Below are 23,253 nucleotides of genomic sequence, written 5' to 3'. Positions count from 1 at the left end.
GCTGAAACTTCAGCTACATAGCATCTACCTTTTTTACATAAATTCACTAAGCGTTGTTTATGAATAAAGTTATAAATGCTGCAACATGTTATATTTTCCTTCTAAATTCGTAACTTGGCTCTAGGTTAGACTAGAGCCAAGGGTCCTAATATTAGAAAGTGTAATCAGCTTGTAGGTAGAAAGTACGTCCATACGGGTCTGCATAGCGTGGGTCATAACCAACCTGGTGACCCGCTGCTGCGTTAAGCGTGAATGGCGGTTCTTTATCAAATAAGTTCTTGATACCAAAGCCTACATTTGCGTTATCACCCCAAGCATAAGCTAAGCGATAATCAACTGTCATGTATACTGGGATATGCTTTTGAATTACGCTACCATCAACAGCATCATTCCAATCATCAGCTTTTGCTACATAGAAACTTACATCTGCTGCTGCATCTGTGTAACCACTGCGAGCCTTAATATTTAAGCTGTGTGTGAAATCACCATGCGTGAAGGTATTATTAAAGTTCACGATGTTGCGGAATGTAACAGCTTCGTTAGTACCGACTTTACCTAAGCTAGAATCCCAGATATTATCACTACCAACACGTAAGCTTTCACTCTCAAGCATGTAAGTACCCATTAATTGAGACTTAAGTGTGCCGAAAGAAAATTCTGTCGTGAAATCAAAGTGCCAATCAATACCTGAATTTCTTGACTCACCCACGTTGTCAGCTGCCTGGATGATTGCAACAACAGTATCGCCTGTACCTTGGTCAATCTTAGTCGTGAACCACTCAGCGTATGTTACCGGGTCACCAAAGATTTGGTTCTGAGTTAGGCGTCTAACCTGGTTTTCCATCTGTACGTTCCAGTAGTCCATACCAAAGCTTGTGCCTTGGTCGCCAGACCATACGAAACCAAATGTGTACTGCTTAGAAGTCTCAGGTTTAAGTCCTGCATTACCTTCACGGAATACATCGTACTGAAGTTTGTCAGAGTAACAGAATTGTGCAATTTCTTGTCTCAAACCAGCCGGACAGTCATAAGGTGATGCTGTTACACCAAACTCAACACGTGGCTCTGCGATTTCACGCATTGTAGCCATTTTGAAACCAGTACCATAAGAAGCACGCAACAACCATTGGTCATTAGGACGATAAGAAACACTCAATTTATATGTCGTATCATCAGCACTGTCGTTAACAGTTTGGTTGCCAGTACGCTTAGAATCTGTGATTTCACCAATTTCGTCGTAACGTAATGAACCTGTTACTTCTAAGTTTTCAAGTACAGGTACCACGACTTCAGCAAATGCACCGTAGCTGTCACGCTCTAAATCAAACTCTTCACCAGCTGATTCAAATAATACAACTTCAGCATTTTGACCTTCACCATTAGTCAGTGAGTAGTTTGACATACGATAATCAAAACCAACAGCCATGTATACTGTACCAGCATCCAGCTCTGCGATTGGGCCTGATGTTTTACCTTCAATAGCGAACAAACCAGTCTCAGTTGTGTCCCACAAACCGTTAAACATCGTATTTCTAACAGCTGTGTTTTGCTCGTCAGTTAGTGAATCAGGATCTGCGAAAATATCTACTTCACCAGATGTAACAAGTTCAATGAACTCTTTCTCTAATGGGTAACCAGTTATACGAACTTGCTCACGCTCTGCATCAGACGCTGTAACGGCAAAATCATAGTTCCACTCGCCAAAGTCACCACGTAAACCAGCGACAAAATGTGTTGTTGTTGCCGTATATTCGTCCGTACGATTACCGCCCGGAAGTACACGCCAGCGAGCAGCGACTTTCGTCATATCTGCTAGCACATTATCCGGAAGATATGGAAGTACGTTATCTTTCACGATTTGTGAATCGTTAGCCAGTGTAAATGTACCTGTCGGGTAAGGTGCAATACGCGTAGTCATTTGGAATTCTGAAGCAGACGCTGTCACATATGCTTCTGTGTCATCGTTTACTGCAAACGTACCTTGTAAGAATAGGTTGTTACGTTCACTTTCTGGCTGAATTTCTAATGTACTCGTATAGTCAAATTGACATGCATTACCAGACGGTGCACTTGTCGTGTGACAAGAACCATTTGCTTCTTTGTAAGGGTTTAATGCGTAAGTTTTAGTAACATTGTTACCAGCGTCATTTAGAACTAAGTTCCCAGCCTCGTCACGCGTGTTGTAAGTCACGTAAGCGTTACCAGGGATCGCATTTGAAGAACCCGCAATCGCCACTAAATCTTGGCCAGCGTGCTCAAATTGAACAAAACCAGTTTTTGCAAAATCGCGGTCTACCGATCTCAGGTTGTCTTGCTCATCACGGCTAAAGCTCACCATAACGTTGAAGCCATCACTGCCTAAATCACCAAAGCCTGTTGTGATAGAGAAATTTGAGCTAGACGTATCTTTTGGCTTGTCATAACGAGCACTGATCGTTGTCTCTTGCACGTCATCTTTAAGAATAAAGTTTACAACACCTGCAATCGCATCAGAGCCATATAGTGCAGACGCACCATCTTTAAGGATTTCAACGCGCTTAATCGCTGATAAAGGAATTGAGTTAATGTCAATGCTTGAACCTGAGTCAGACGAAGCCATACGGCGACCGTTGATAAGAACAAGCGTATATTCAGCACCCAAATCACGTAGGGAAGCAGTTTGAATACCACCACCGCCACCGCCAACAGACTCACCAGCAGCGGTAAAACCCTGCATTGATGGAATGTTTGCGATTAAATCCGGCACACTTGTTACGCCAGACTTTGCAATATCTGTTGCATCGATTACATCTACAGGTAGTGCACCTTCAAGGTCTGTTCGCTTGATTGCAGAACCTGTAATTTCAATACGCTCAACTTCTTGCTCACCTGCTTCGTTAGCAGATACAAAAGCAGATGCTGATACAGCACCTAAAGCCAATGCTAATCGCACAGCCTTGGTTACTTGATTGTTTAACATTTGAATCTCCCTGGACCACCCTTTTGAGTGGTTATAATTATATAAATGGCGTAAGCCAATTTTTTATTGTTGCACTTAAAGCAACATGGTGCAGAAATACTAAACAATCCCTGCCCTAAGCGTCAACAATTTTATTGCACTTATACCTGAAAAAATCAACATCACAACACAATAAAAGTTACAAAAAAAACACAAGAACAACAACAACCTTATGTTTTTAAAGGTTTTATTATTTAAACCCAAAAGAAAGACAAAAAATTAATAAACAATAAAAACAAAAATCTAGCCAATTAGATCGAAAAACACAATAAAGGCACACGAAAAAACCAACATTAAAGCAACAAACACAAAAAACAAAAGTAAAATCAATTACTTAAACCCAAATCAAGCTCAAAAACAACAAAGTTATACAGATGTAAATCAATCTCATTTGATAAAAAATGGTAACCAAATAGGTCCAAACCCCTTAAAAATAAACTTTTATAAAACATGGCAACAAAATAGATACAAAAAAGACGGTTTAGATGGTTTTTTAAGCCAAAATAGAATTTATTGAAATAAACAAACCAATAGTGCTGTACGAAAAAAACATGCTATGTATTGAGTTCGAAATGGAATTCAGTCTATTAACGGCTCAACCGCTGAAGAGAGTTAAATTGGATATAAAATGGGAAAGTACGAAAGGAAGCTATAAAAAAACCTCGCATATAGCGAGGTTTTTAAGCTTTTTAAGTTAGGCAAATAGCTTAGAAGCTGATGCTGTAACCTGCGAAGATTTCACGGCCGATGTGAGCTGTGTGATAGATTGAGTAATCAATGTAGTTACCGTTATCATCATAGTTCACTTCTTTATCAAACAAGTTACGTGCGCCTAGAGTAAACGTACCGTAGTTTTCAGTGAAGTACTTCATGTTTAAGTTATGTGTAACGAACGTTGGAATGTTGTCTTCGTACGCTTTCACAGGTACTAGTTCACCATCACGAGATTCCGCTTTCACGTACTCAGTTTCATACGTATCAGCAATGATATCTGTCGTCCAGTTAATCGCCACATTATCAAATGTGTAGTTTACTGTGAACTGTGAACGCCACTCAGGTTGCTCAGGAGCACCTTTCTCGTTACCAGTTGGGCCTGAGAAGTATACGTCTTCACCAACTTCAGTCAGTAACGTTGTTACATTTCTGAACTTGAATTCACCAAAGCTTGTGTCTAGCTTGTAAGAAAGGTCAATGTCAAAACCTTTACGAGACATGAAAGAGCCGTTTGCGTAAAGTGTTTTAACTTTACCGTCTACAGCACCATTCGCATCACGCTGAATATCAACTTTAGGGAATTTAGTCGTGATTTCGTCCAGCTTACCAGCATTCTCGATGTAGATTAGATCTTGAACAGTGATTAGAGACACGACGTTTTCAATTTCAAGCTCGAAGTAATCAACTTTGAAAGACACATCTTCGAAACCTGAATATACTACACCTAGGTTAACATAAGTTGATTCTTCAGGACCTAAGTCTTTGTTACCTTGTCTTAGTTCTTCAAAACCACGTTCCTTACATTCTGAAGCAGCAGTGCCTTGTTGTGCACAAAGCACATAGTCTGTCGCTTGAGGTGCACCTTCAGAGTCAGTTGCATTCAGCTCTTTAAGTGTTGGTGCACGGAAACCTTCTGAGTATGAACCACGAATAAGTAGGTCATCGATTGGACGGTACTCAACTTTAATACTTGGGTTGCCCACGCTACCAAAGTCACTGTAATCATCGTAACGGTATGCTGCACTTACAATTAGGTTATCAAATACAGGCATCTGCATTTCATAGAATACAGCGGTTACATCACGCTCACCTAGGCCTGAACTACCAGCACTACCACCGATAAGTTTTGCTTCACTTTGCGCATCATATTTAGACTCAAGTACTTCTTCGAAGTACTCACCGCCGAAATAATGGCCGATCATACCACCAGGTAATTCACCAAATTCAAAACCAAGACCTGCGAAGAAGTGGTCTAACTCGCTTTGGTTCTCAGTATACGTCGTCGCACGCATGTTATCGATACCCTCTTCAGAGCCCATATCGATACCATTTTGCTGGTTATATGCAAGACCTGAGTAACTTAGGTAGTAACGACCAGCTGTACGGTAGTCAAGTTTCGCTTTGTGATAAGATACTTCCCATTCAGCTGAATCGCCGAACATGCCTTTAAAACCTAATAGGTAGTCTTGCTGATAATCAGTTACTTCACCGTCACGGTTCCCAAGTTGGTACCAACGGAACTGACCATTAACAACTTCATCAGTCGGGTTATGCTCATTGTCAGCAGCCATGCCTCTCCAAGATGCCGCTGGAGGTGCATAACGACCGAAAGAGTCATTTCGGCTAAACATACCACGTGCATATAGCTCAATATCGTCAGTAAGCTCATATGTTACGCTAGTCATGATTGAGTCACGCTTCGTTGAAGCAGAGTTCGCCGAAACGTCAGCAAATGCGTAACCACAAACTTCACCCTTGCCAATGCCACCAAGGCTTGAACCTTGGTCAAGTACACCAACAAAACCAGGAACTGTTTCTTTTAGCTCATTACATTTAGGTGAAGCTAGGTAACCATCAGGGCCTTTTACAGTCGCACCGAAGTAGCTAATACCCGTTGTTTCATCGTAAATTGAGATTTTGCCATCGCCATTTGTGTCTTCCATTGTTGCAGACGTATATGGACGATCACGGTCGAAGATCTCACCACGCTGTTGGTGGTCATATACAAAAGTAATGTTACCTTTGTCAGAGCTTACACCAAATGAAAGAGACATCTGTTTAGTATCGCCACCTTGTGCTTCTGGGCGACCTACTTGAATATCAAACGTAGCACCTTCAAAATCTTTCTTAAGGATAACGTTAATTACACCCGCAATCGCGTCAGAACCGTAAATGGCTGATGCGCCATCTTTTAGGATTTCAATACGCTCTACCGCTGCCATTGGGATTGAGCTTAAGTTTGCACCACCGCCATTTAGTGATGGAGAACCACCTAAACGCTTACCGTCAACCAATACCAGGGTACGGCCCGAACCAGCACCTAAAAGGCTTACTGTGTTTTGAGATTGTGCGCTGCTACCTGACGATGGAGTCAGTGAACCAAAGCTATTAGATGTAACGCTTTGTAGTGCTTCAGCAACAGATACTCGACCTTGGCTTTCAAATTCAGCAGTTGAGATGACTTCAACAGGGCTCGCACCTTCCATATCAACACGCTTGATACGTGAGCCAGTTACTTCGATACGTTCTACTTTTTCTGCGCCTTCTGCAGCCACTGCATTCGTCGCAAATGCAGCTGAAGAAGCAGCACCAAATGCTAGTGCAATGCGCACAGCCTTAGTTACTTTAGTGTTCAACATGAGATTCTCCCTGGGCTTACCGCTGTGCAATAAGCTTGAGTTTTATAAGTCTTTATTTCTGGCTCTAGTGGCCGGTTTTAAAAATTCGGCAAGGATACTAATCGGGACTCATGTTAAACGTCAAACAAGAGGGAGTTAACACCCACTAACAACAAATAAACACAAAGGAATCTATTTTTAATATAGTTTTGAAGTTAATAAACACTTACTACAATATGAATTAAATTATTAATTAAATTCACAGTCGTTATGTGCAATAAAAAAGCAAATTTTGTTCTAATTAAAAAAGGCAAGCGACAATCGCGTTAATAAAAATATTTTTATTTTTAGTTTAAGTGGGTACAAATTGACCAGAGAGTTCGGTTTAACACAAAAAATTTGCACAAGTGGGCATTGGCATTTACATCACGGTAAACGCAATTTTATCGATTGACTATCTGCTGTACGGTAAAATCTCGAATATTACAAAGCGATAAAAAATCGCTTCCTGACGTTTACAAATCAAAAGAACGTTGACCTGTCAAGTTGATGGCATTTTCATCTATATTCGGTAGCATTCTATAAATAGGTAAGATTTGCTTTTCTATATAGTGGGTATAATCTAGCTGCTTAATATTTTCAATGAAAAGCTGTGGGCCTGATTGGCTAATATAGTATGCAATTTGACTTCCCTTCCCAAGGCCATTGACAAGCCCTAAACGCGTTGCTTCTTTTGCTGCACGCACATGAGGTGGAATATTTTTGACATAGGCATCGAGAGGTTTACCCAAACGCTTTTTATATATCAACTTATCATCAGCTTGTCCTGACGTGATCAAGCTAATGTAGTACTCTGTAATATCAGTGACATTATTTCCATCAAATAGCGCTCTGATCAGCGCTTGTTGATATTCTTTTGCAATGCTTGTCCAATCACTGCGCACACTCTCCATCCCTTTAAATACCAATTCAGGCTGTCCGTTTTTTTCAATTTGGCCTACGTAGCGCTTTTTCGAACCCGTTTCTTGGCCTCGGATTGTCGGCATAAAAAATGGGCTGTAGTGTGTTTCAAACTCGATCTCTAAAAAGCTCTGTAAGTTATAACGCTCATTCAGCTCGTGCGTCCAGCGAGCATTAATTTTTGCCATCAGTGTTTTGCCAATATCTTGGCAAGACTCAGCACTCAAAGTGTCATTGACTTTAACAAACGTTGAATCTGTGTCGCCATATATCACCTCATAGCCCATTTCTTCAATCCAACGACGCGTCGTTTGCATAATTTCATGGCCACGCATAGTAATTGAACTCGATAACCTCGGATCGTAAAAGCGGCACCCTTTGGAGCCCAGCACACCGTATAAACTATTCATGATAATTTTTATTGCCTGCTGTAACATTTGCTCCCCTTCTAGCTTGGCTTGATGACGCGCCTCCCAAAGCTGAGCAACAAGCTGTGGTAAGTGATGATGTTCTCGTGAAAATAATCCCTTATTAAACCCTGGAATGGCACTAGCATCATCTTTACCGCCTTCTATAAGTCCCATGGGGTCAATACAAAATGATCGTATAATCGAGGGATATAGACTCTTAAAATCGAGTACTAGGACGTTCTGATATAATCCCGGTTTAGAGTCCATGACATAGCCACCTGGACTGTCAAAATTTAAGCCATGCTCACCTAAATTCGGGGCAATATAACCACTGCGATGTAAAAGTGGTAAATATAAATTTGTAAAGGCCGCAACAGAGCCTCCCATACGCTCAAGTTCCAAGCCGGTTAATCGTGTCCTTGCAATCGCAAAGTCAAGCAGTGACTGTTGCTGAAATATGTCCCATACTAGCTGGCAGTCTTCTAAGTTATATTTTGCTAAACTCAACTTGTCTTCATGGAATTGTCTAACAATTTCTTCTAGCCGATTATCCTGACTGATTAATTTATCTCGACCAAGTACTTCTTTAGCAACAAAGCTTAATTTAAATGTTTCAAAATGGTATGTGGCGTTTTTCATCGTATCAATACCATCTATCACCACTCGACCAGGGATCAGCACACGCGTATAATTGCCGCTGGAAACATGCATGGCTTCACCATCACGGCCAATATCCAAGGTGACCCCCAAAGCTTGGGCACGCTCATGTAGCACGACACAATCAAAGTCAATGACATTCCAACCGATCAATACATCAGGATCTAACTGTACAATTAACGCACACAACTTATGCAATAACGCAATTTCATCGTCAACCCAAACGATATTTATATCGCTTGGCTGCGCAGAACCTATCATGATCACAATTTTATCTTTACCAGACACCAGACCTACAGAAAATAAGACTCCATCACCGCTGCATTCAATGTCCAATGACAACATATTTAAACTAGGCACAAAGGTAGGATGCGCTTTTAACTTCGCATGCTGTAACTCGAGATAGCCATTACGCTTTACGGGTTGGCCAGTAACCCAAACGCCGCCTTTTATATATCGCTCCATCAAATACCTGTCAGCATGGCGGATATCTTCTTCATACATTGGCACATGCCCGCTCAGGGTTTCCTTCGCGGTATAAAAGTCGCTCAAACTGGCAAAGTAGATGGCACACACAGCTGATTGATCGAAATGTGTTAGCGGCACATTTGTCAATTGAAACTGGCAGCCAGCTTGCTCTAACCTCTGCCTTACTTGACCTTGATGCGCTTGCTTGACAAAAAACACACACTTTTCTTGTTCAATAAATGCTTTGATAACGCCTTGCTGTGTCTTTAACCAGTAACACAATCGTATCTTGCCTTTATATGAAGTTTGCTGCCGAGACAAAATAAAGCCCGGATATACTGCTTGTGCCAATTGTTAACCCCGCCTAAAATACACCCCTGTAATTATATCCATACTTTTTTGCTTAGGCGATCCACATGTTGTCAGACTCATTAAAAAAAACCGTACGTCATGCCCATCAAAATATCGCCCAGCAATTGGAGGACTATCGCCCTCGCAGTAGCCAGAACTACCTAGTTGCTGAAATAGCAAAAACACTCGCTGGTGAATACCACAAATCACAACGTATCTGTGTCATCGAAGCTGGTACTGGTACTGGTAAGTCATTGGCATATTGCTTAGGCGCACTGCCTTTAGCACTAGCAAAAAAGAAAAAGCTCGTTATTTCTACCGCTACTGTAGCCTTGCAAGAGCAGTTAATTGAAAAGGAACTCCCCTTTTTCAAAGCGCATAGTGGCATTGACTTTAAATTTGATTTAGTGAAAGGACGCCAACGATATATTTGCGTTCAAAAGTTAATGGCGGCTGTGAATCAAGACGATATGCAAATGTCTCTGGTCCCGACTACATCATCCCCACTGACTGACAAGGAGCAAAAATGCCTTCAGACGCTGGCCAACGCATATCAAAATAAACAATGGGCGGGCGATCGTGATAGCTGGGAAGATACCATTCCCGACAAAGTATGGAACCTCATTGCCTGCGATAAACATGCCTGTCAGCGACAGATGAAATCACATCATTTATGTCCATTCCACTTGGCACGACAAAAAATTGCCCAAATGGATGTGTTGGTGATTAATCACGCTTTACTACTCGCTGATTTAGAGCTCGGTGGCGGTACGATATTACCAGAGCCTGAAGACACGTTTTACGTCATTGATGAAGCACATCACTTACCGCACATTACACGTGACTTTTCATCGGCTGCCGCCACCATCAAGGGCACTATTGAGTGGCTTGAAAAGTTATTAAAATTTAGCGGTAAAATGGCCAACACCATTGTCTCGCAAAAAGCCATTGGACAGAACTTTAAGCTCAATGATGCTGCAAACGACACCAGTAAATACTTAAGGACGGTGCGTGACAGCCTTGATCAAGCAGATTTCGAATACAATGATAGTGATACCTATCGATTTATAAACGGGGATGTGCCGGAATCACTTACTACTCAAGCAAAAGACATTGCAGATGCCACCCTTGATGCACTGCGGGCACTCAATAAAATGCATGATGCACTGACAACAGATGTATCAGATGGTGACGTGCAGGCATTTCTCGCTGATCCACTTTTAGTAGAGAGTGGTCAATATATTAACCGACTAGAACAGCTTAATAAGTTGTGGTTTAGCTACGCGGCGAAAGGGGAAAGCACCCCGCATGCACGCTGGATTAAACGTATGGAATATAAAAACCATCATGACCATTTACTGTGTGATTGCCCCATCGAGGTCGGGTTTTATTTAAAAGACAAGCTCTGGCGAGAATGTGCAGGCGCCGTACTTTGCTCTGCGACACTGACTGCGCTTGGCAGTTTTGATCACTTTTCTAGAGAAGGGGGATTAACTGGCGAAGAGGGAGTGAAATTTATTAAAGCAGATTCACCTTTTGATTATCAACAACAAGCGACTTTGCATTTACCTAAAACAGCCGTAGAACCGACAGATAAAACATTCAGTGATTTTTTGGCCGACGCATTGCCGCTGTACTTGGATAAGAAAAAAGCCAATTTGGTGTTGTTTGCCTCTTACTGGCAAATGGAGCATGTTGTGACCGCACTGCGTAAAAAGAAACTGAATATTCTAGTACAAGGCGAAATGTCACGAGAGGCTTTACTGAACCGTCATAAAGCAGCCATTGACTTGGGTGCAGGCAGTATATTATTTGGTACACAAAGTCTCTCCGAAGGACTAGATCTGCCAGGCAAATATCTAGAAAACCTAGTTATTACCAAAATTCCTTTTGCCGTACCAACCTCACCTGTTGAAGAAGCGCAAGCTGAGTTTATTCAATCAAAAGGCGGAAATCCGTTTTTATCTATTACTGTACCTGATGCTGCAAAGAAATTAGTACAAAGCTGTGGTAGACTGCTGCGCAAGGAAACTGATTCTGGTCGCATTACGATACTTGATAGGCGTCTTGTAACCAAACGTTACGGAAAAGCCATGCTTGATACGCTGCCACCCTTTGCTAGACAAATAGATTAAGAATGCTAGAACTCGCTTTTGACCCACTCACATGGGCACTTTTATGTGCAGTTGCTTTGGCAGCTGGTTTTATTGATGCCGTCGCAGGTGGCGGGGGCATGCTAACTGTACCTGCACTGTTAACTGCGGGGTTGCCGCCTCATGTCACGTTGGGTACTAACAAATTAGCAGCCAGTTTCGGGTCTCTCACTGCCAGTTTTACTTATTATAAAAAGCAACTCTTTAATCCACGCTTTTGGGCAGCCTCTACGTTAGCAACAGCCATAGGTGCCATCCTAGGCACATTACTTGTAGATAAACTCAGTATTGAATTTTTAAATAAACTCTTGCCTGTGATCATCATCATCGTCGCTTTATACAGCTTATTTGGCAGTTTGAGCTCTACGGAACTAAATACTCTGCCTAAAAAAACCCCCATGTTAAAGGTAAAACAATGGCTACAAGGTTTATCACTGGGCTTTTTTGATGGCTTAGCAGGTCCTGGAACGGGCACCTTTTGGACTGCTTCAAATAGCTTACTATACAAGATGAGTTTACTCTTAAATTGTGGTTTAGCACGCTCAATGAATTTTGTGTCAAATTTTATTTCTTTGATCACATTTGTCGCGCTAGGACATGTCAATTTCTTATTAGGGATCACCATGGGGGCATTTCTCATGCTTGGTGCATGGATTGGCGCTCACTCAGCCATTAAATTTGGCAGTAAATTAATAAAGCCTATATTTAATACTGTGGTCATAATATTAGCGGGCAAGCTCATTTTTGAGGCATATATATCATGAGCCGAGCACTGATTAAGCTCAATAGTAAACTTGAACAACTGGGCACGCAGGCGCATCAGTTTGACAATGCAAAGTGGTTTGATAAAAACCGCTATATCCAAAATCAGCCAAGTTTATTCGATAGTCACTTGTTCCATACAAAAAGCCTATTACTGGGTGATTATGTCGACGAAATAAAACTTACACTTAAAAATCTGCCCCCAGAACAAAATCGCCACGCCTATCAATTTGCTGTAGAGCAAGTCGGTGAGCAAATGCAGGCCATCATTAAAGTGCTTAAATCCACCCCCGTGTGGGCCAAAGAAAATAAACTCAGTCAACCTAAAAAAGCCAAAGTATTTAAAAAAGCAGTGCAACGCATCATGCAGTCATCCCATGAACTTTATCGGGAACTGTCACAAAACCATGAGTTTGAGCGTCGTCTACAAGATATGATTGATAGTCGCCGTGCGCAGCTTGATGGCGCAAACGCCGAACAAAATGCAAAGCTCAACGCTGAAATTCTAGCACTTCATACCCGTTTAGGACGCTGTCGCAAGGCCATTTCTGCCACCGAAGAAAAAATACAACAGCTCGAAAAACAGGGTAATCGTTAACGTGCTGTTTTATGACTCTATCTACAGTAAGCTAGCACTTCCCCCTAAACATCGCTTTCCTATTTGTAAATATGAGCAGCTCAAATCGTATATTGAAGCGATGGGGTTGGGTCAATATATCAAACCTGTGAATAATAAAGCTTCTGTGCAGCAACTTATTCGCTGCCATAGTGAGACGTATATCCACGCATTTTGCACTGGCACAATGAGCCAAACTGACATCAAGCGTATGGGGTTTCCGTGGTCCGAGCAATTAGTTGAGCGAACTCTCACCTCTGTTGGCGCGAGTATTGAGTCAGCAAAATATGCGTTAAGGCATGGTTTTTCGGCGAATTTAGCGGGGGGATATCATCACGCGTTTGCTGACAGAGCGACAGGCTTTTGTATCTTCAATGACTTAGCCATTGCTGCGTGTGAGTTGATAGACACTGAACTGGTCGACAGTGTGTTGATCTTAGATTGTGATGTTCACCAAGGTGATGGTACAGCAGCCATTTTACAATCACGCCGCGATGTGATCACCTGCTCAATTCACTGCGAACAGAACTTTCCAAGATTTAAAGAAACTTCAGATTATGACTTTGCCCTCCCCTCAGGCACACAAGACAGTGAATATTTGACGACGCTAAAGCAAGCCTTAGATCTATGTGTGCGGGTCCATCAACCTGACATTATTTTATATAATGCGGGTGCTGATATATTCCACAAAGACGAACTGGGGCACTTCGATATATCACTTCAAGGTGTTTTAGAACGTGAGCAAATCATTTTAGACTATTGCTATCAGCATCAGCTCCCTTTAATGTGTGCATTGGGCGGTGGTTACCAGCGTAATACCGACAGTTTAGTCACAGTGCATCAGCAACTTTTCAATGCCTTAGCCTCATCCCACTTTCTCACCGAATAGGCTTTATCATTGAGTTTTAGTATGTGCCCATACAAATTTTACCTTACCGTTAAGTCGCGCAGTCAACTTTTATGATATAAACTTTAGAGTGTAAAAAAGGGGGAAGCGATATTATGAAACTGCATGATGATTTACATAATTATTATGAAAAAATTATGCTCGAACAAATCGTGGAGCGGAAGTTACATGAGACATATGACGAAAACGTCATGGCTGATTTCTGTTGTACGGTCCTCAATCAATTACCTGCTCGTTACATTCGATATGATGTCGATATGGAATTTTACCTTCCTCAAGCTGAACGACAACAAATGGAAGAACGTGTTAAAATCGCCATCGAAGTTGCTGTAGAGCAAGTATCCAAAAAGAGACAATTTAACACATGAGTAATCCCTCCTCACTAGACCAAGCGCCGCAGCATGTAAAACTCGCTATTGATTTGATAATGCTATTAGAACAAAACCAAGTGCCCCCTCAGCAAGTCTTAGATGCACTTGAAATAGTCAAACAAGATTATCAACAAAAAGTCACTGCCGAAGTTGAGTAACAACTCAATTTCTAACATTTTAAATACATTTAGTCATATTATGGCGATAAGATACCTGTTTACTATGTGCACATAAGCGCTCTGATAACGCTATATCGTCAATAACAAGGAATATTATGACTAACAAAATGATTCATTCAGCACTTTTGCTAAGCTGCATTACTTATAACACCAGTATAGAAGCAAATGACTTCGCCGCTCTCAACGAGGCTCTCCCACCAAGTTATATAATTAATAACACAGAGCCCGTTTTTGACTTTGACGGTGATGGCTGTTTCCCAAGTGCAGGAATAAGTCGGACAGGGCAACAAAACGCTGGGCTGAAAACCTCTGGCGCACTCGGTGGCAGTTGCCGTGATAGGGCGTTTTTATCAACGTCAAATACAGTCCATAGATATGCGTGTAAAACGACCAATGAGGGGCAGTTTTGCGCTCACTTTTACGCTTTATATTTCAAAAAAGATCAGATCATTCCATATCTTGGCGGCGGGCATCGCCATGATTGGGAGTATGCCGCTATTTGGACCATAGATGGCAGTGTGACACATGGAAGTTACAGTGCCCATGGAGATCTATATACAAAGCCGGCCAATCAACTTCCCTTCGAAAATGGACACTTGAAAATTGTTTACCATAAAGATGGTTTGCTGACCCACGCGTTTAGATTTGCCAAACCCAATGAAGTCGCCGAAAACAATTATGGATACTTTGTCACCCCCCCTATCATCAGCTGGTCTCACATGATAGGAGATGGGATAAGTAATCAAGTTTTGCGTGACAAGCTCAATACCTATGATTACGGCTCTGCTACTTTACCTGTCAAAGACAGCCGTTTTTTACTCAACTTAAATCGTTTCAAACCAGATAATTACCCAACGTTTTCAACACAAGATATTTAAAAGTTCGTGAGGGCTGCAACTTGCCCTCACCTTTCCAATACTTCAAGCACTATGCAATAAGCACTGGCCTGCCATCATCAGCTTGTACTGTGCAAAAAACTGACTATCCAACTCAGATTCATAAGGACAGACAAAGTACGCGACGTCATCCCTCAGCGGCGCGCCTGCGAGGTGTTTTCCATCCTCCCAATATAGAACGGCATGCTTCACTAGCTCTTCGAGATAAGTGTGGTCCCATTGATAGTGTGCATAGCCATGATGATCAGACAAATAAGGGGAATAATCTTGTTCACACAAGACACTTGTGACACCATTTTTATGATCTGCAAATGCCTGCGCATCTTGCTCCGCAGTGTGTGGATTAACAAAGTAGGCTATATCGCGACGCGGCGGGATCGCCTGCGGTAAGCCAAACTTTTCACGTACAGCAGAACACTCAACCACAACCCAAGACACAAAATGAGCACCAATTTGATGATCCCATTTCAAAGCAACAAACATGAAGATACTCCTTCCAACAGTATTAATACATCTAAGTACGATTGCTTGTTTGTCCTTAAACCTGCCTTTTTGACGTCCTATATCATTCCTTTATCACACATCATGACGATATAGCTTCGATGTAAAAAGGCTGTTCCTAATCTATTAACGCGATTCTAGTCTAGCGCTGATAGCAGATACAGCTAAACTTTCTGTCAAGAATATATTATTTAACCTATATCAATATCTCGATAGTTTACTGTCCTACCACCCGTTTTCGTATTAACTTTTTATATATGTATCAATCATCAATTGGGGATTAATACAAATCAATTTTCTCGATAAGTTACATCTTGAAATAATGGGCACTTAAATTTCTCTGTCAACTCAGCTCAAAATACCTATTTCAAACAATGATAAATTGTTACAGCTTATTGCAGAAATGCAATCAACCGCTTTAAAACAGCCGTTTATCGCGCGAAGTCATTATGGGCTTTTCGTTGGGGCTGGCACTTTTTCACCCAGTCGTTACACTCCATCATGTACAGTTAAACTTGGATGTTGTGATGAATTTAACGCGTAGCTCCCTTAAAAATCCTGCCAGTATCATTGTCATATTGGCGCTGGTAATGGTATTTGGATTATTAAGTATTTTTAAACTCCCAATACAACTCACTCCTGATATTGAACAACCTCAAATCACCATCTTTTCCGGCTGGCGGCAAGCCGCGCCAGAAGAAATAGAATCGGTCATCATTGAGCCACTAGAAAATGCAGTTAAAAACACGCCAGGAGCACTTGAGGTAAATACAACGATTAATCGGGGTAATGGTTCTATATCACTCACTTTTGCCATCGGCACCGATATGCAGCAAGCCATGCTCGATGTACTCACTAACCTCAATCAAGCTCCCCCACTGCCACTTGATGCCATTGATCCTGTCGTATCCGCAGGTGGCGGTTTTGGCGGAGGTGGTGCAGCCGCCGCTACTTTACTGGTCACTCCACTCGACGCTGGCGATCAAGGTCTGAGCCTAGATATGGCTCAATACCAAAAACAGATAGATGAAATCATTGAACCGAGATTATCTCAAATACAAGGCGTTTCCCGTGTAGACCTCGCCAGTGAACGTTCAAAAGAGTTGCGTGTCACCTTTGACCCACATAAAGCAGCTGCTCTGGGCATTAGTATCAATCAAATTAGACAGACGCTACGAGCTTCTCAAGATACCTCTGCGGGTCTCGCCAATGTAGGGCGCAGACAATACACCGTGCGCTTCACAGGCCAATATGATTTACAAGATATGCTGCAAATGCGCGTCGGTTACTCAGGTGAAAGGCCCATATATCTTGGGGACATTGCCACGGTAAAAGAAACCTTTTCTGACCGTTTGGGTATGAGTGGCAGAAATGGGCAACCCGCCTACTATATTCGCGTAGCACGCATCAATGATGCCAATACCGTAGCGCTACTGGATGAGATTAACATTGCAATAAATGAGCTTAATGCTGGTCCATTGAAGGAAGCAGGGTTGAGCATAGAGCTCAGTTACGACGCCTCGGTACACATTCGTAACGCCTTGCTGCTGGTTAAAAGCAATTTGGGTTTAGGGGTCCTCTTGTCCTGTATTATTTTGTGGCTGTTCTTTCGTGGTATAAAAACAACGCTGATCATCGCAGCAACGATCCCCGTCTCTTTAATGGTGGCATTTCTCGCACTCAACATCTTTGACCGTAGCATTAATGTTATTTCTCTGGCAGGTTTAGCATTTGCAGTCGGTTTAGTATTAGATGCAGCCATCATAGTACAAGAGAACATCACACGGCTAAAATCCACTGGCTTTGATAATAATAAGGCGGCACTCAAAGGCGCGACACAAGTCGCTGGGGCGCTGTTTGCATCGACTGCCACCAGTGTTGCTATCTTCTTACCCATCTTATTCATGGCTGGTATTGAGGGACAATTATTTTCAGATTTGGCTTTAACATTATCCATTGCCGTGATCGCCTCTTTACTAAGCGCCCTTACAATCATCCCCATAGCTAATCGCTATATTCCTGACAGCAAAGCAAAAAAAGACCCATATCAAGCATATTGGAAAAAACTAACCAAGTTTATCATGCAGCTGACCAACACCAAGCTCAAACAAATCTCTTGGATCGTCGGCTTATTGGGCGGCTCATTACTCATCACTGTCACCATGCTGCCTAAAACAGATTTTATGCCTCAAGCACCCACTGATGGTTTTTTCTTTTCCCTCATTACACCGCCAGGCGGGAACGTAAACTATATGGAAGAAGAGTTGTTAAAGCGGGTCAAAGCGCGACTTATGCCTCACTACACAGGAGAAAAGCAACCGGGTATCAAAGACTTTAATTTTTATCTATTCGGCACAAATGCCGGTGGCTTTATTTACTCTGCAGATCCACAGAGAGTAGAAGAGCTAATGAAAGTCACCCGTGAAGAAATCTTGGTAGACCTGCCTGATACCCAAGTTTTCCTCTTTAGAGGCTCTATGATCCAAGTTTCCAATGGCGGAGATGGACGAAATATAGACATTGAGATCACAGGCCCTAATATGGATGACCTCATCTCAGGCGCACAAGTGGCATTAACGGCGGTGAAGGAGGCTCTGCCCGAGGCAACAGCGCAACCTCAACCTCGACTAGATATGGCCGAGCCTGAGTTAAGGTTGCATCCAAATGATCGCCGAATCACACAAGCAGGCCTCACCCGCCAAGACGTTTCTCAAGCTGTACAAGCTTTTACAGGAGGATTATTCGTCAACGAGTACTTCAATGGTAATGACCGTATGAATGTGATTTTACGTGCCACCAGCTGGGATTCACCCGAAGCATTAAAAGCTCTGCCTATCGTCACGCCGGATTCAGGTATTCAAACCGTCGGGGAGCTTGCACATGTCGAACGCACAGTTGGGCCAAGTCAATTGCGCCGCGTCAATGGTCGCAGAACGGTCAGCGTTGTGGTTACGCCACCAGCTGATATGTCACTTGAACAAGCACAGCAAATTTTGCTGTCGCAAGTCATTCCTAAAGTCAAAGCCACACTTCCTGAAAATGCAGGAGTTATCCTGTCGGGCAATGCACAGAAAATGAACTCAGCTATTCAAGAGATGGCTATCAATTTCGTCTTAGCCTTATTCATCTTGTTTTTATTAATGAGCGCGCTATTTAAATCTGCCAAAGACAGCCTATTAGTGCTTTTGGTGATGCCATTAGCTGCTGCGGGCGGCGTTATCGCTTTATTTGTCCTTAACTTATTTACTTTTCAGTCCCTCGACTTGCTCACAATGATTGGCTTTATCATTTTACTCGGATTAGTAGTGAATAATGCCATTTTACTTGTCGACCAAACTCGTGTTGCCGAAGCTTCCGGCATGCTTAGACAAGAGGCGGTTAGACAAGCCGTCTTAATGCGCGCAAGGCCAGTGTATTTGAGCACATTAACCAGCCTTTTTGGCATGTTACCACTGACATTAGTGCCGGGCGTTGGTGCTGAGATCTACCGCGGTTTAGCCACGGTGATCGTAGGCGGTATGGCAATAAGCGCCCTGTTCACCTTGATATTGATGCCTAGCTTGCTGCAACTTGGTCAAGGAAAGCAACCGAAAGTTAAGCAAAATAATAATTCAAAACCCTCTCTCAATTTAGTGTCGAATCAATAAGGAATTAGCAATGCGTAAAACATCTTTAACTGTGACATTATTTTCCTTGGCTTTGACATGCAACTCGCTATTGTTTAGCGCAACCAGTCGTGCAGCCCTGCCAGTTACTGTAGAAGCGGTGACAGAGGCCCCGTTGACCAGCTCACTGGCCGTCAGTGGCACCCTTTTTGGTAAGCAAGATGTTGTGATTACTGCTGGGCTTGCAGGGCGTCTGCTCTTTGTTGCCGAGCCTGGACAGCGAGTTGAACAAGGTGAGGTACTCATTCGAATGGATACGCTACCTTTAGAACTCGAGCAAGCGCGCCAGCAAGAAATGCTAAAACGTGCACAAATCAATCTAAGATTCCACCAGCAAGAACTGACCCGACTGCAAAAACTCGCTAAGACTAACAGTGCTGCGGCGACTCAAGTAGATAGCGTGCAGAATCAACATGATCTGGCATTATCTGATATCGCATTAGCTAAAATTGAACTGAACGTCATCGCAGATCAATTATCTCGGGCGACAATAACAGCGCCTTTCACCGGCATTGTCAGCGAGCGATTTAAACGCGCAGGTAGAGAAGTCAGCCGAGCCAGTGAATTGCTGAACTTTGTTGATATTCATAATTTAGAGGCAAGGCTATATGTCCCAGTAAAATATTTACATTATCTCAAGCAGGGCATTGTTTTGCCTTTCCAAACTGGAGACTTGAACAATCCAGTTACAAGCTCAGCAACAATTAGCCGCGTTATCCCTGCCACGGATCCTCGCTCACAAACGGTCGAAGTCAGAGCCGATTTGCCCACAGACCACAAGCAAATTTATGCGGTTGGACAGCTTGTTGATGTCACCGTACCGCTGCAATCCAATCAACCCGTTTTACTGGTTAACCGTGATGCGCTCATCATTCGCCAAAACGGGATCCATGTCGTCAAAGTTGGCCATGACAACACTGTTCAGCAAATACCAGTCCAAGTTGGTAAAGGTGAAGGCACATTTGTCGAGGTCAAAGCCATAGATAACACGCGTCAACTTAACATTGGCGACCAAATCGCGGTCAGGGGTGCGGAACGTTTAACAGATGGACAGGAAGTTGACGTGCAGGCCCGCAATTAATTGTCAGATTACTAGCCCAATGAGCCTACTTATGGAAGAGTAGGTTCATTTTTATATTCTTATAATTCATTGGTTTAATATAATTTAATAAGACTAAAACCGTTAATTTCAGTAAGTTTAATTGGCACTTCTTACGCGCTTTTTACAAGCTACTCCACATAGACATAACGGAGTAGATAACATGCTAACAAACAAAATTTTAATCACGACACAATTGGGCTTATTAGTGGCTGGCACACTTGGCGTAAGTGCCAACGCCCCCGCAGCCAATGCAATATCATCTCAAATCATGTTCGATGACTTTAGCTATCGTCAATTTGAGGATGCACAGAAAAATGGTTGGCAGATTCGCGATGAAGTAGGTCACCCCGGTATTAAAAATGCGACCTGGTGGAAAGAAGGCGTCACATTTCATCCTGATCCCATCAACCACAGCAATACTGTGATGCGTATTACCTCGAAAACCGATGGCTCAGCGGAAAATACCCGCCACACTCAAGTCTGCCACAATAGAAAGTACAAAGAAGGCACATACGCCGCTAGAGTTTTCTTCAATGATGCGCCGCAGTATGGACCGGACGGCGATGCGGTTATCCAAACATTTTATGCTATCAGCCCGTTAAAGGCACCGATGGATAAAAACTACAGTGAAATGGACTTCGAATACCTACCAAATGGCGGCTGGGGGACTGAACGGCTCGCTTTATTTGCGACCTCTTGGGAAACCTTTCAGTTAACACCTTGGACGAAAGTAAACGCATACGATTATCACATTGAATCTTTACAAGGCTGGAACACACTCGTTTTACAAGTCGCCGATAATTCACTGAAGTACTACATCAATGGCCACTTATTTGCCGAGCATGGTGCCGACGTTTACCCTGAAGTGCCTATGTCCATTAACTTCAATCAATGGTTTGATCCAAATAAATTGGTTCAGTCGACACAAATGCGCCAATACTATCAAGACGTCGATTGGGTGTATTTCGTGAAAGATAAAGTCATAGCGCCTACGGCTGTAGTGCAAGCAGTTGAACAACTCAGGAAAGACAAAGTCGCTCAACGCGACACAGTACCAAATTGGAAGCCAAAACAACCAGACTACTGTAGCCTTTAATTAATCGTGTGGATGGGCACTTGAGCAAACCACGCTTGCACACGTGCAATTAATTGGGGACTATCTGCTTGGTGTGCAATATCCAGTGCCTGCTGTGCAATCCCATGTGCACGGCTCTTTTCCCCCAACTCTCTATACATGTCAGCCTGCGCTAACAATACCCAAATTTGGTTAGGGCTGGCATTGCTTTCATTTGCCACTTGCATCGCTTTATTAAAATAGTGTTTAGCTTCATTTATCTCTTGCTGTGCGATGGCTATTTTTGCCAATTCTATCAATGCCGCTGTTTGACCATATCGCCCGTGAAAGCTTTGATGATACTCAAGCGCGGCTAAAAGCCACCTTGTTGCTTCACTGTATTGCCCTTGCAAGCGCTTGATTTTGCCCAGTTCCTCATAAGAATATGCAATGAACAACTTATCTTGGCTAGATTGTGCTAAGCCCTTTGCTTTGGCAATATACTGCTCAGCTAAATCTAACTCTTGCTGCCTGTTTTCGCCTTGTGGCCAATGTATCAATAAATAACCTATCAACAAATTGGCCCGTAAATGTTCTTTTTGACTCGCGGAGTCGTCTGTTAATAACAAGCTGCCCTGCAACAGGCTAATTGCTTGCTCCAACTGATAGGTATTTGCCAAACTCCCCGCCAAATAACGTCGTGCGGCGAGCATATTCGGTTGTTCTACCAACGCACTGCGAAACAGTGCTATGGCATCTTCATAGTCTCGCTGTAAAAATGCGTTCACCCCTTTGGCAAAAGCTTGATTGCTAAATGCACCATGATAAGACCCAGAAGCCGTTATTTCTTGCTGTTGGTATTTGTCGGCCAATACGTTGACCAGCTGATTTAATGCATCTTCTACACTTTGGGACAATATTACCCCTTGTTGCGGACCATATTTTGAATGCAGAGTGTAGTGTAATTGTAAATCTTCAGGATAGCCGGTCAGTCGAGTCTGGACTACAAGCTGCACATCCAACTTTTGCTGCAACTTAAATATTTTCCCCGACAGCGAGCGTACGCCCCGAGTATCTAGCTCCTGCAGATACTCTATCGCCAGAAGCACATCATCGGTATTACTCACAGGTAAGGTTGTTTGCTGAGCAAGTGCCCGTGTTAAGTGATCCATGCCTTTAATCGGTACCCAATCATGCAGCTTATCAGGCATATTGTTTTCAACAGGTAAGAACGCCACACGGGGCAATTGCTGAGAGTCAGCTCTGTCCAAGATAAAATGTGCTAACCCTACCACTAATATCAATGCTAAAAAAGCGAGCGCTAACATACGTATTGTCATGAACTGTTTAAACTGCGCTGATTTGTTTATTGGTTCAATCTCTGCGACCCAACGATATCCTATTTTAGGGAAGGTCTTAATGGTGCTGGCCCCAAGCATATCCCTGATCTCTTTGATCGACTGAACTAACACTTGGTCTTGTACGACAACGTCACACCAAACATTGTTTAGTAATTCTTGCTTGGTAACAACACGGTCTGGATTTTCGACTAACAAGGTGAGTACTTGCAACGTTTTTGCTCGTATATCATGTCGTTGTTGTGAGCCTTGGGTATAAATCACCCCACGGGTCAGGTCGACTTCCTTGTTATCAATTTTAAAGCGCATGATTTAACACCATTGGGTCAGCCTTCGCAGACACCTATTCATAACCATCTGTTTTAAATGTAGTTTGCCCTAATGTTTACGTGTACTCAAGTTTCATAAGATAATCTTCAGAGGGAACTAGAGGAATAAAATCCATATCACCACACTGACTTTTCATTACATGATATCTAAACGTCACAAAGTTAACCTTTGTGCTACATTTAA

The 23,253-nt window shown here is 42.7% G+C and carries 15 protein-coding genes; 10 read left to right on the top strand and 5 right to left on the bottom strand.

Annotated features, from left to right (window positions below; all coding sequences use genetic code 11):
- Window positions 1-151: 151 nt before the first annotated feature.
- From JF50_RS06635 to JF50_RS06625, 3 genes are all read right to left on the bottom strand, one after another.
- Window positions 152-2,959, bottom strand: coding sequence for a TonB-dependent receptor (locus JF50_RS06635; RefSeq protein ID WP_039608636.1), 2,808 nt, complete (start codon window positions 2,957-2,959; stop codon window positions 152-154).
- Window positions 2,960-3,705: 746 nt separating this feature from the next.
- Window positions 3,706-6,351 carry a TonB-dependent receptor plug domain-containing protein gene (locus JF50_RS06630; RefSeq protein WP_039608635.1) on the bottom strand — a complete coding sequence of 882 codons (2,646 nt, stop codon included), beginning with the start codon at window positions 6,349-6,351 and terminating at the stop codon, window positions 3,706-3,708.
- 494 nt (window positions 6,352-6,845) lie between these two features.
- A complete protein-coding gene (locus tag JF50_RS06625; RefSeq protein ID WP_039608634.1) occupies window positions 6,846-9,176 on the bottom strand; it encodes a DNA polymerase II in 2,331 nt (776 codons plus the stop codon).
- Between the two features lie 65 nt (window positions 9,177-9,241).
- Here JF50_RS06625 and dinG point away from each other — a divergent pair, with 65 nt between their 5' ends.
- The 7 genes from dinG to JF50_RS06595 all read left to right on the top strand — a co-directional run bounded on the left by dinG (window position 9,242) and on the right by JF50_RS06595 (window position 15,042).
- Window positions 9,242-11,311, top strand: a complete 2,070-nt coding sequence (dinG, locus tag JF50_RS06620) for an ATP-dependent DNA helicase DinG (protein WP_039608633.1) — start codon at window positions 9,242-9,244, stop codon at window positions 11,309-11,311.
- 2 nt (window positions 11,312-11,313) lie between these two features.
- A complete protein-coding gene (locus JF50_RS06615; RefSeq protein WP_039608632.1) occupies window positions 11,314-12,093 on the top strand; it encodes a sulfite exporter TauE/SafE family protein in 780 nt (259 codons plus the stop codon).
- Complete coding sequence (locus JF50_RS06610; RefSeq protein WP_039608631.1) at window positions 12,090-12,689, top strand: primosomal replication protein; 600 nt, start codon at window positions 12,090-12,092, stop codon at window positions 12,687-12,689. Before JF50_RS06615 ends, JF50_RS06610 begins: the two co-directional genes overlap by 4 nt.
- A gap of 1 nt (window position 12,690) precedes the next feature.
- On the top strand, window positions 12,691-13,596 hold the full coding sequence (locus JF50_RS06605) for a histone deacetylase (RefSeq protein WP_039608630.1): 906 nt from the start codon (window positions 12,691-12,693) through the stop codon (window positions 13,594-13,596).
- A gap of 113 nt (window positions 13,597-13,709) precedes the next feature.
- Window positions 13,710-13,982, top strand: a complete 273-nt coding sequence (locus tag JF50_RS06600; protein WP_039608629.1) for a late competence development ComFB family protein — start codon at window positions 13,710-13,712, stop codon at window positions 13,980-13,982.
- Window positions 13,979-14,143 (top strand): pleiotropic regulatory protein RsmS, encoded by a 165-nt coding sequence (rsmS, locus tag JF50_RS26670; RefSeq protein ID WP_080760135.1) that lies wholly within the window; start codon window positions 13,979-13,981, stop codon window positions 14,141-14,143. The genes JF50_RS06600 and rsmS overlap by 4 nt, the downstream gene beginning before the upstream one ends.
- A 116-nt stretch (window positions 14,144-14,259) precedes the next feature.
- Window positions 14,260-15,042, top strand: coding sequence for an NPP1 family protein (locus JF50_RS06595; protein ID WP_039608628.1), 783 nt, complete (start codon window positions 14,260-14,262; stop codon window positions 15,040-15,042).
- Between the two features lie 42 nt (window positions 15,043-15,084).
- Here JF50_RS06595 and JF50_RS06590 read toward each other — a convergent pair whose 3' ends face one another.
- The gene (locus tag JF50_RS06590; RefSeq protein WP_039608627.1) at window positions 15,085-15,543 is read right to left on the bottom strand and encodes a hypothetical protein; all 459 of its coding nucleotides are present in this window, start codon (window positions 15,541-15,543) and stop codon (window positions 15,085-15,087) included.
- A gap of 545 nt (window positions 15,544-16,088) precedes the next feature.
- On the opposite strand from JF50_RS06590, the gene JF50_RS06585 reads away from it, so the two are divergent.
- The 3 genes from JF50_RS06585 to JF50_RS06575 all read left to right on the top strand — a co-directional run bounded on the left by JF50_RS06585 (window position 16,089) and on the right by JF50_RS06575 (window position 21,424).
- On the top strand, window positions 16,089-19,208 hold the full coding sequence (locus JF50_RS06585; RefSeq protein WP_039608626.1) for an efflux RND transporter permease subunit: 3,120 nt from the start codon (window positions 16,089-16,091) through the stop codon (window positions 19,206-19,208).
- 10 nt (window positions 19,209-19,218) lie between these two features.
- Complete coding sequence (locus JF50_RS06580; protein ID WP_039608625.1) at window positions 19,219-20,307, top strand: efflux RND transporter periplasmic adaptor subunit; 1,089 nt, start codon at window positions 19,219-19,221, stop codon at window positions 20,305-20,307.
- Window positions 20,308-20,488: 181 nt separating this feature from the next.
- A complete protein-coding gene (locus tag JF50_RS06575; protein WP_052262157.1) occupies window positions 20,489-21,424 on the top strand; it encodes a glycoside hydrolase family 16 protein in 936 nt (311 codons plus the stop codon).
- Here JF50_RS06575 and JF50_RS06570 read toward each other — a convergent pair.
- The gene (locus tag JF50_RS06570; RefSeq protein ID WP_039608624.1) at window positions 21,421-23,049 is read right to left on the bottom strand and encodes a tetratricopeptide repeat protein; all 1,629 of its coding nucleotides are present in this window, start codon (window positions 23,047-23,049) and stop codon (window positions 21,421-21,423) included. The genes JF50_RS06575 and JF50_RS06570 overlap by 4 nt on opposite strands.
- Window positions 23,050-23,253 lie beyond the last annotated feature (204 nt).

Origin of the sequence: Pseudoalteromonas luteoviolacea, from assembly GCF_000814765.1 — a bacterium.
Classification (GTDB): domain Bacteria; phylum Pseudomonadota; class Gammaproteobacteria; order Enterobacterales; family Alteromonadaceae; genus Pseudoalteromonas; species Pseudoalteromonas luteoviolacea_H.
The sequence above is the reverse complement of the archived record's forward strand: the minus strand, read 5'-3'. Positions and strand labels throughout refer to the sequence as shown.

Coding starts and splice junctions, on each gene's coding strand:
- JF50_RS06635 (WP_039608636.1), bottom strand. CDS start 2,959: ATGTTAAACAATCAAGTAACCAAGGCTGTGCGATTAGCATTGGCTTTA.
- JF50_RS06630 (WP_039608635.1), bottom strand. CDS start 6,351: ATGTTGAACACTAAAGTAACTAAGGCTGTGCGCATTGCACTAGCATTT.
- dinG (WP_039608633.1), top strand. CDS start 9,242: ATGTTGTCAGACTCATTAAAAAAAACCGTACGTCATGCCCATCAAAAT.
- JF50_RS06615 (WP_039608632.1), top strand. CDS start 11,314: ATGCTAGAACTCGCTTTTGACCCACTCACATGGGCACTTTTATGTGCA.
- JF50_RS06610 (WP_039608631.1), top strand. CDS start 12,090: ATGAGCCGAGCACTGATTAAGCTCAATAGTAAACTTGAACAACTGGGC.
- JF50_RS06600 (WP_039608629.1), top strand. CDS start 13,710: ATGAAACTGCATGATGATTTACATAATTATTATGAAAAAATTATGCTC.
- rsmS (WP_080760135.1), top strand. CDS start 13,979: ATGAGTAATCCCTCCTCACTAGACCAAGCGCCGCAGCATGTAAAACTC.
- JF50_RS06595 (WP_039608628.1), top strand. CDS start 14,260: ATGACTAACAAAATGATTCATTCAGCACTTTTGCTAAGCTGCATTACT.
- JF50_RS06590 (WP_039608627.1), bottom strand. CDS start 15,543: ATGTTTGTTGCTTTGAAATGGGATCATCAAATTGGTGCTCATTTTGTG.
- JF50_RS06585 (WP_039608626.1), top strand. CDS start 16,089: ATGAATTTAACGCGTAGCTCCCTTAAAAATCCTGCCAGTATCATTGTC.
- JF50_RS06580 (WP_039608625.1), top strand. CDS start 19,219: ATGCGTAAAACATCTTTAACTGTGACATTATTTTCCTTGGCTTTGACA.
- JF50_RS06575 (WP_052262157.1), top strand. CDS start 20,489: ATGCTAACAAACAAAATTTTAATCACGACACAATTGGGCTTATTAGTG.
- JF50_RS06570 (WP_039608624.1), bottom strand. CDS start 23,049: ATGCGCTTTAAAATTGATAACAAGGAAGTCGACCTGACCCGTGGGGTG.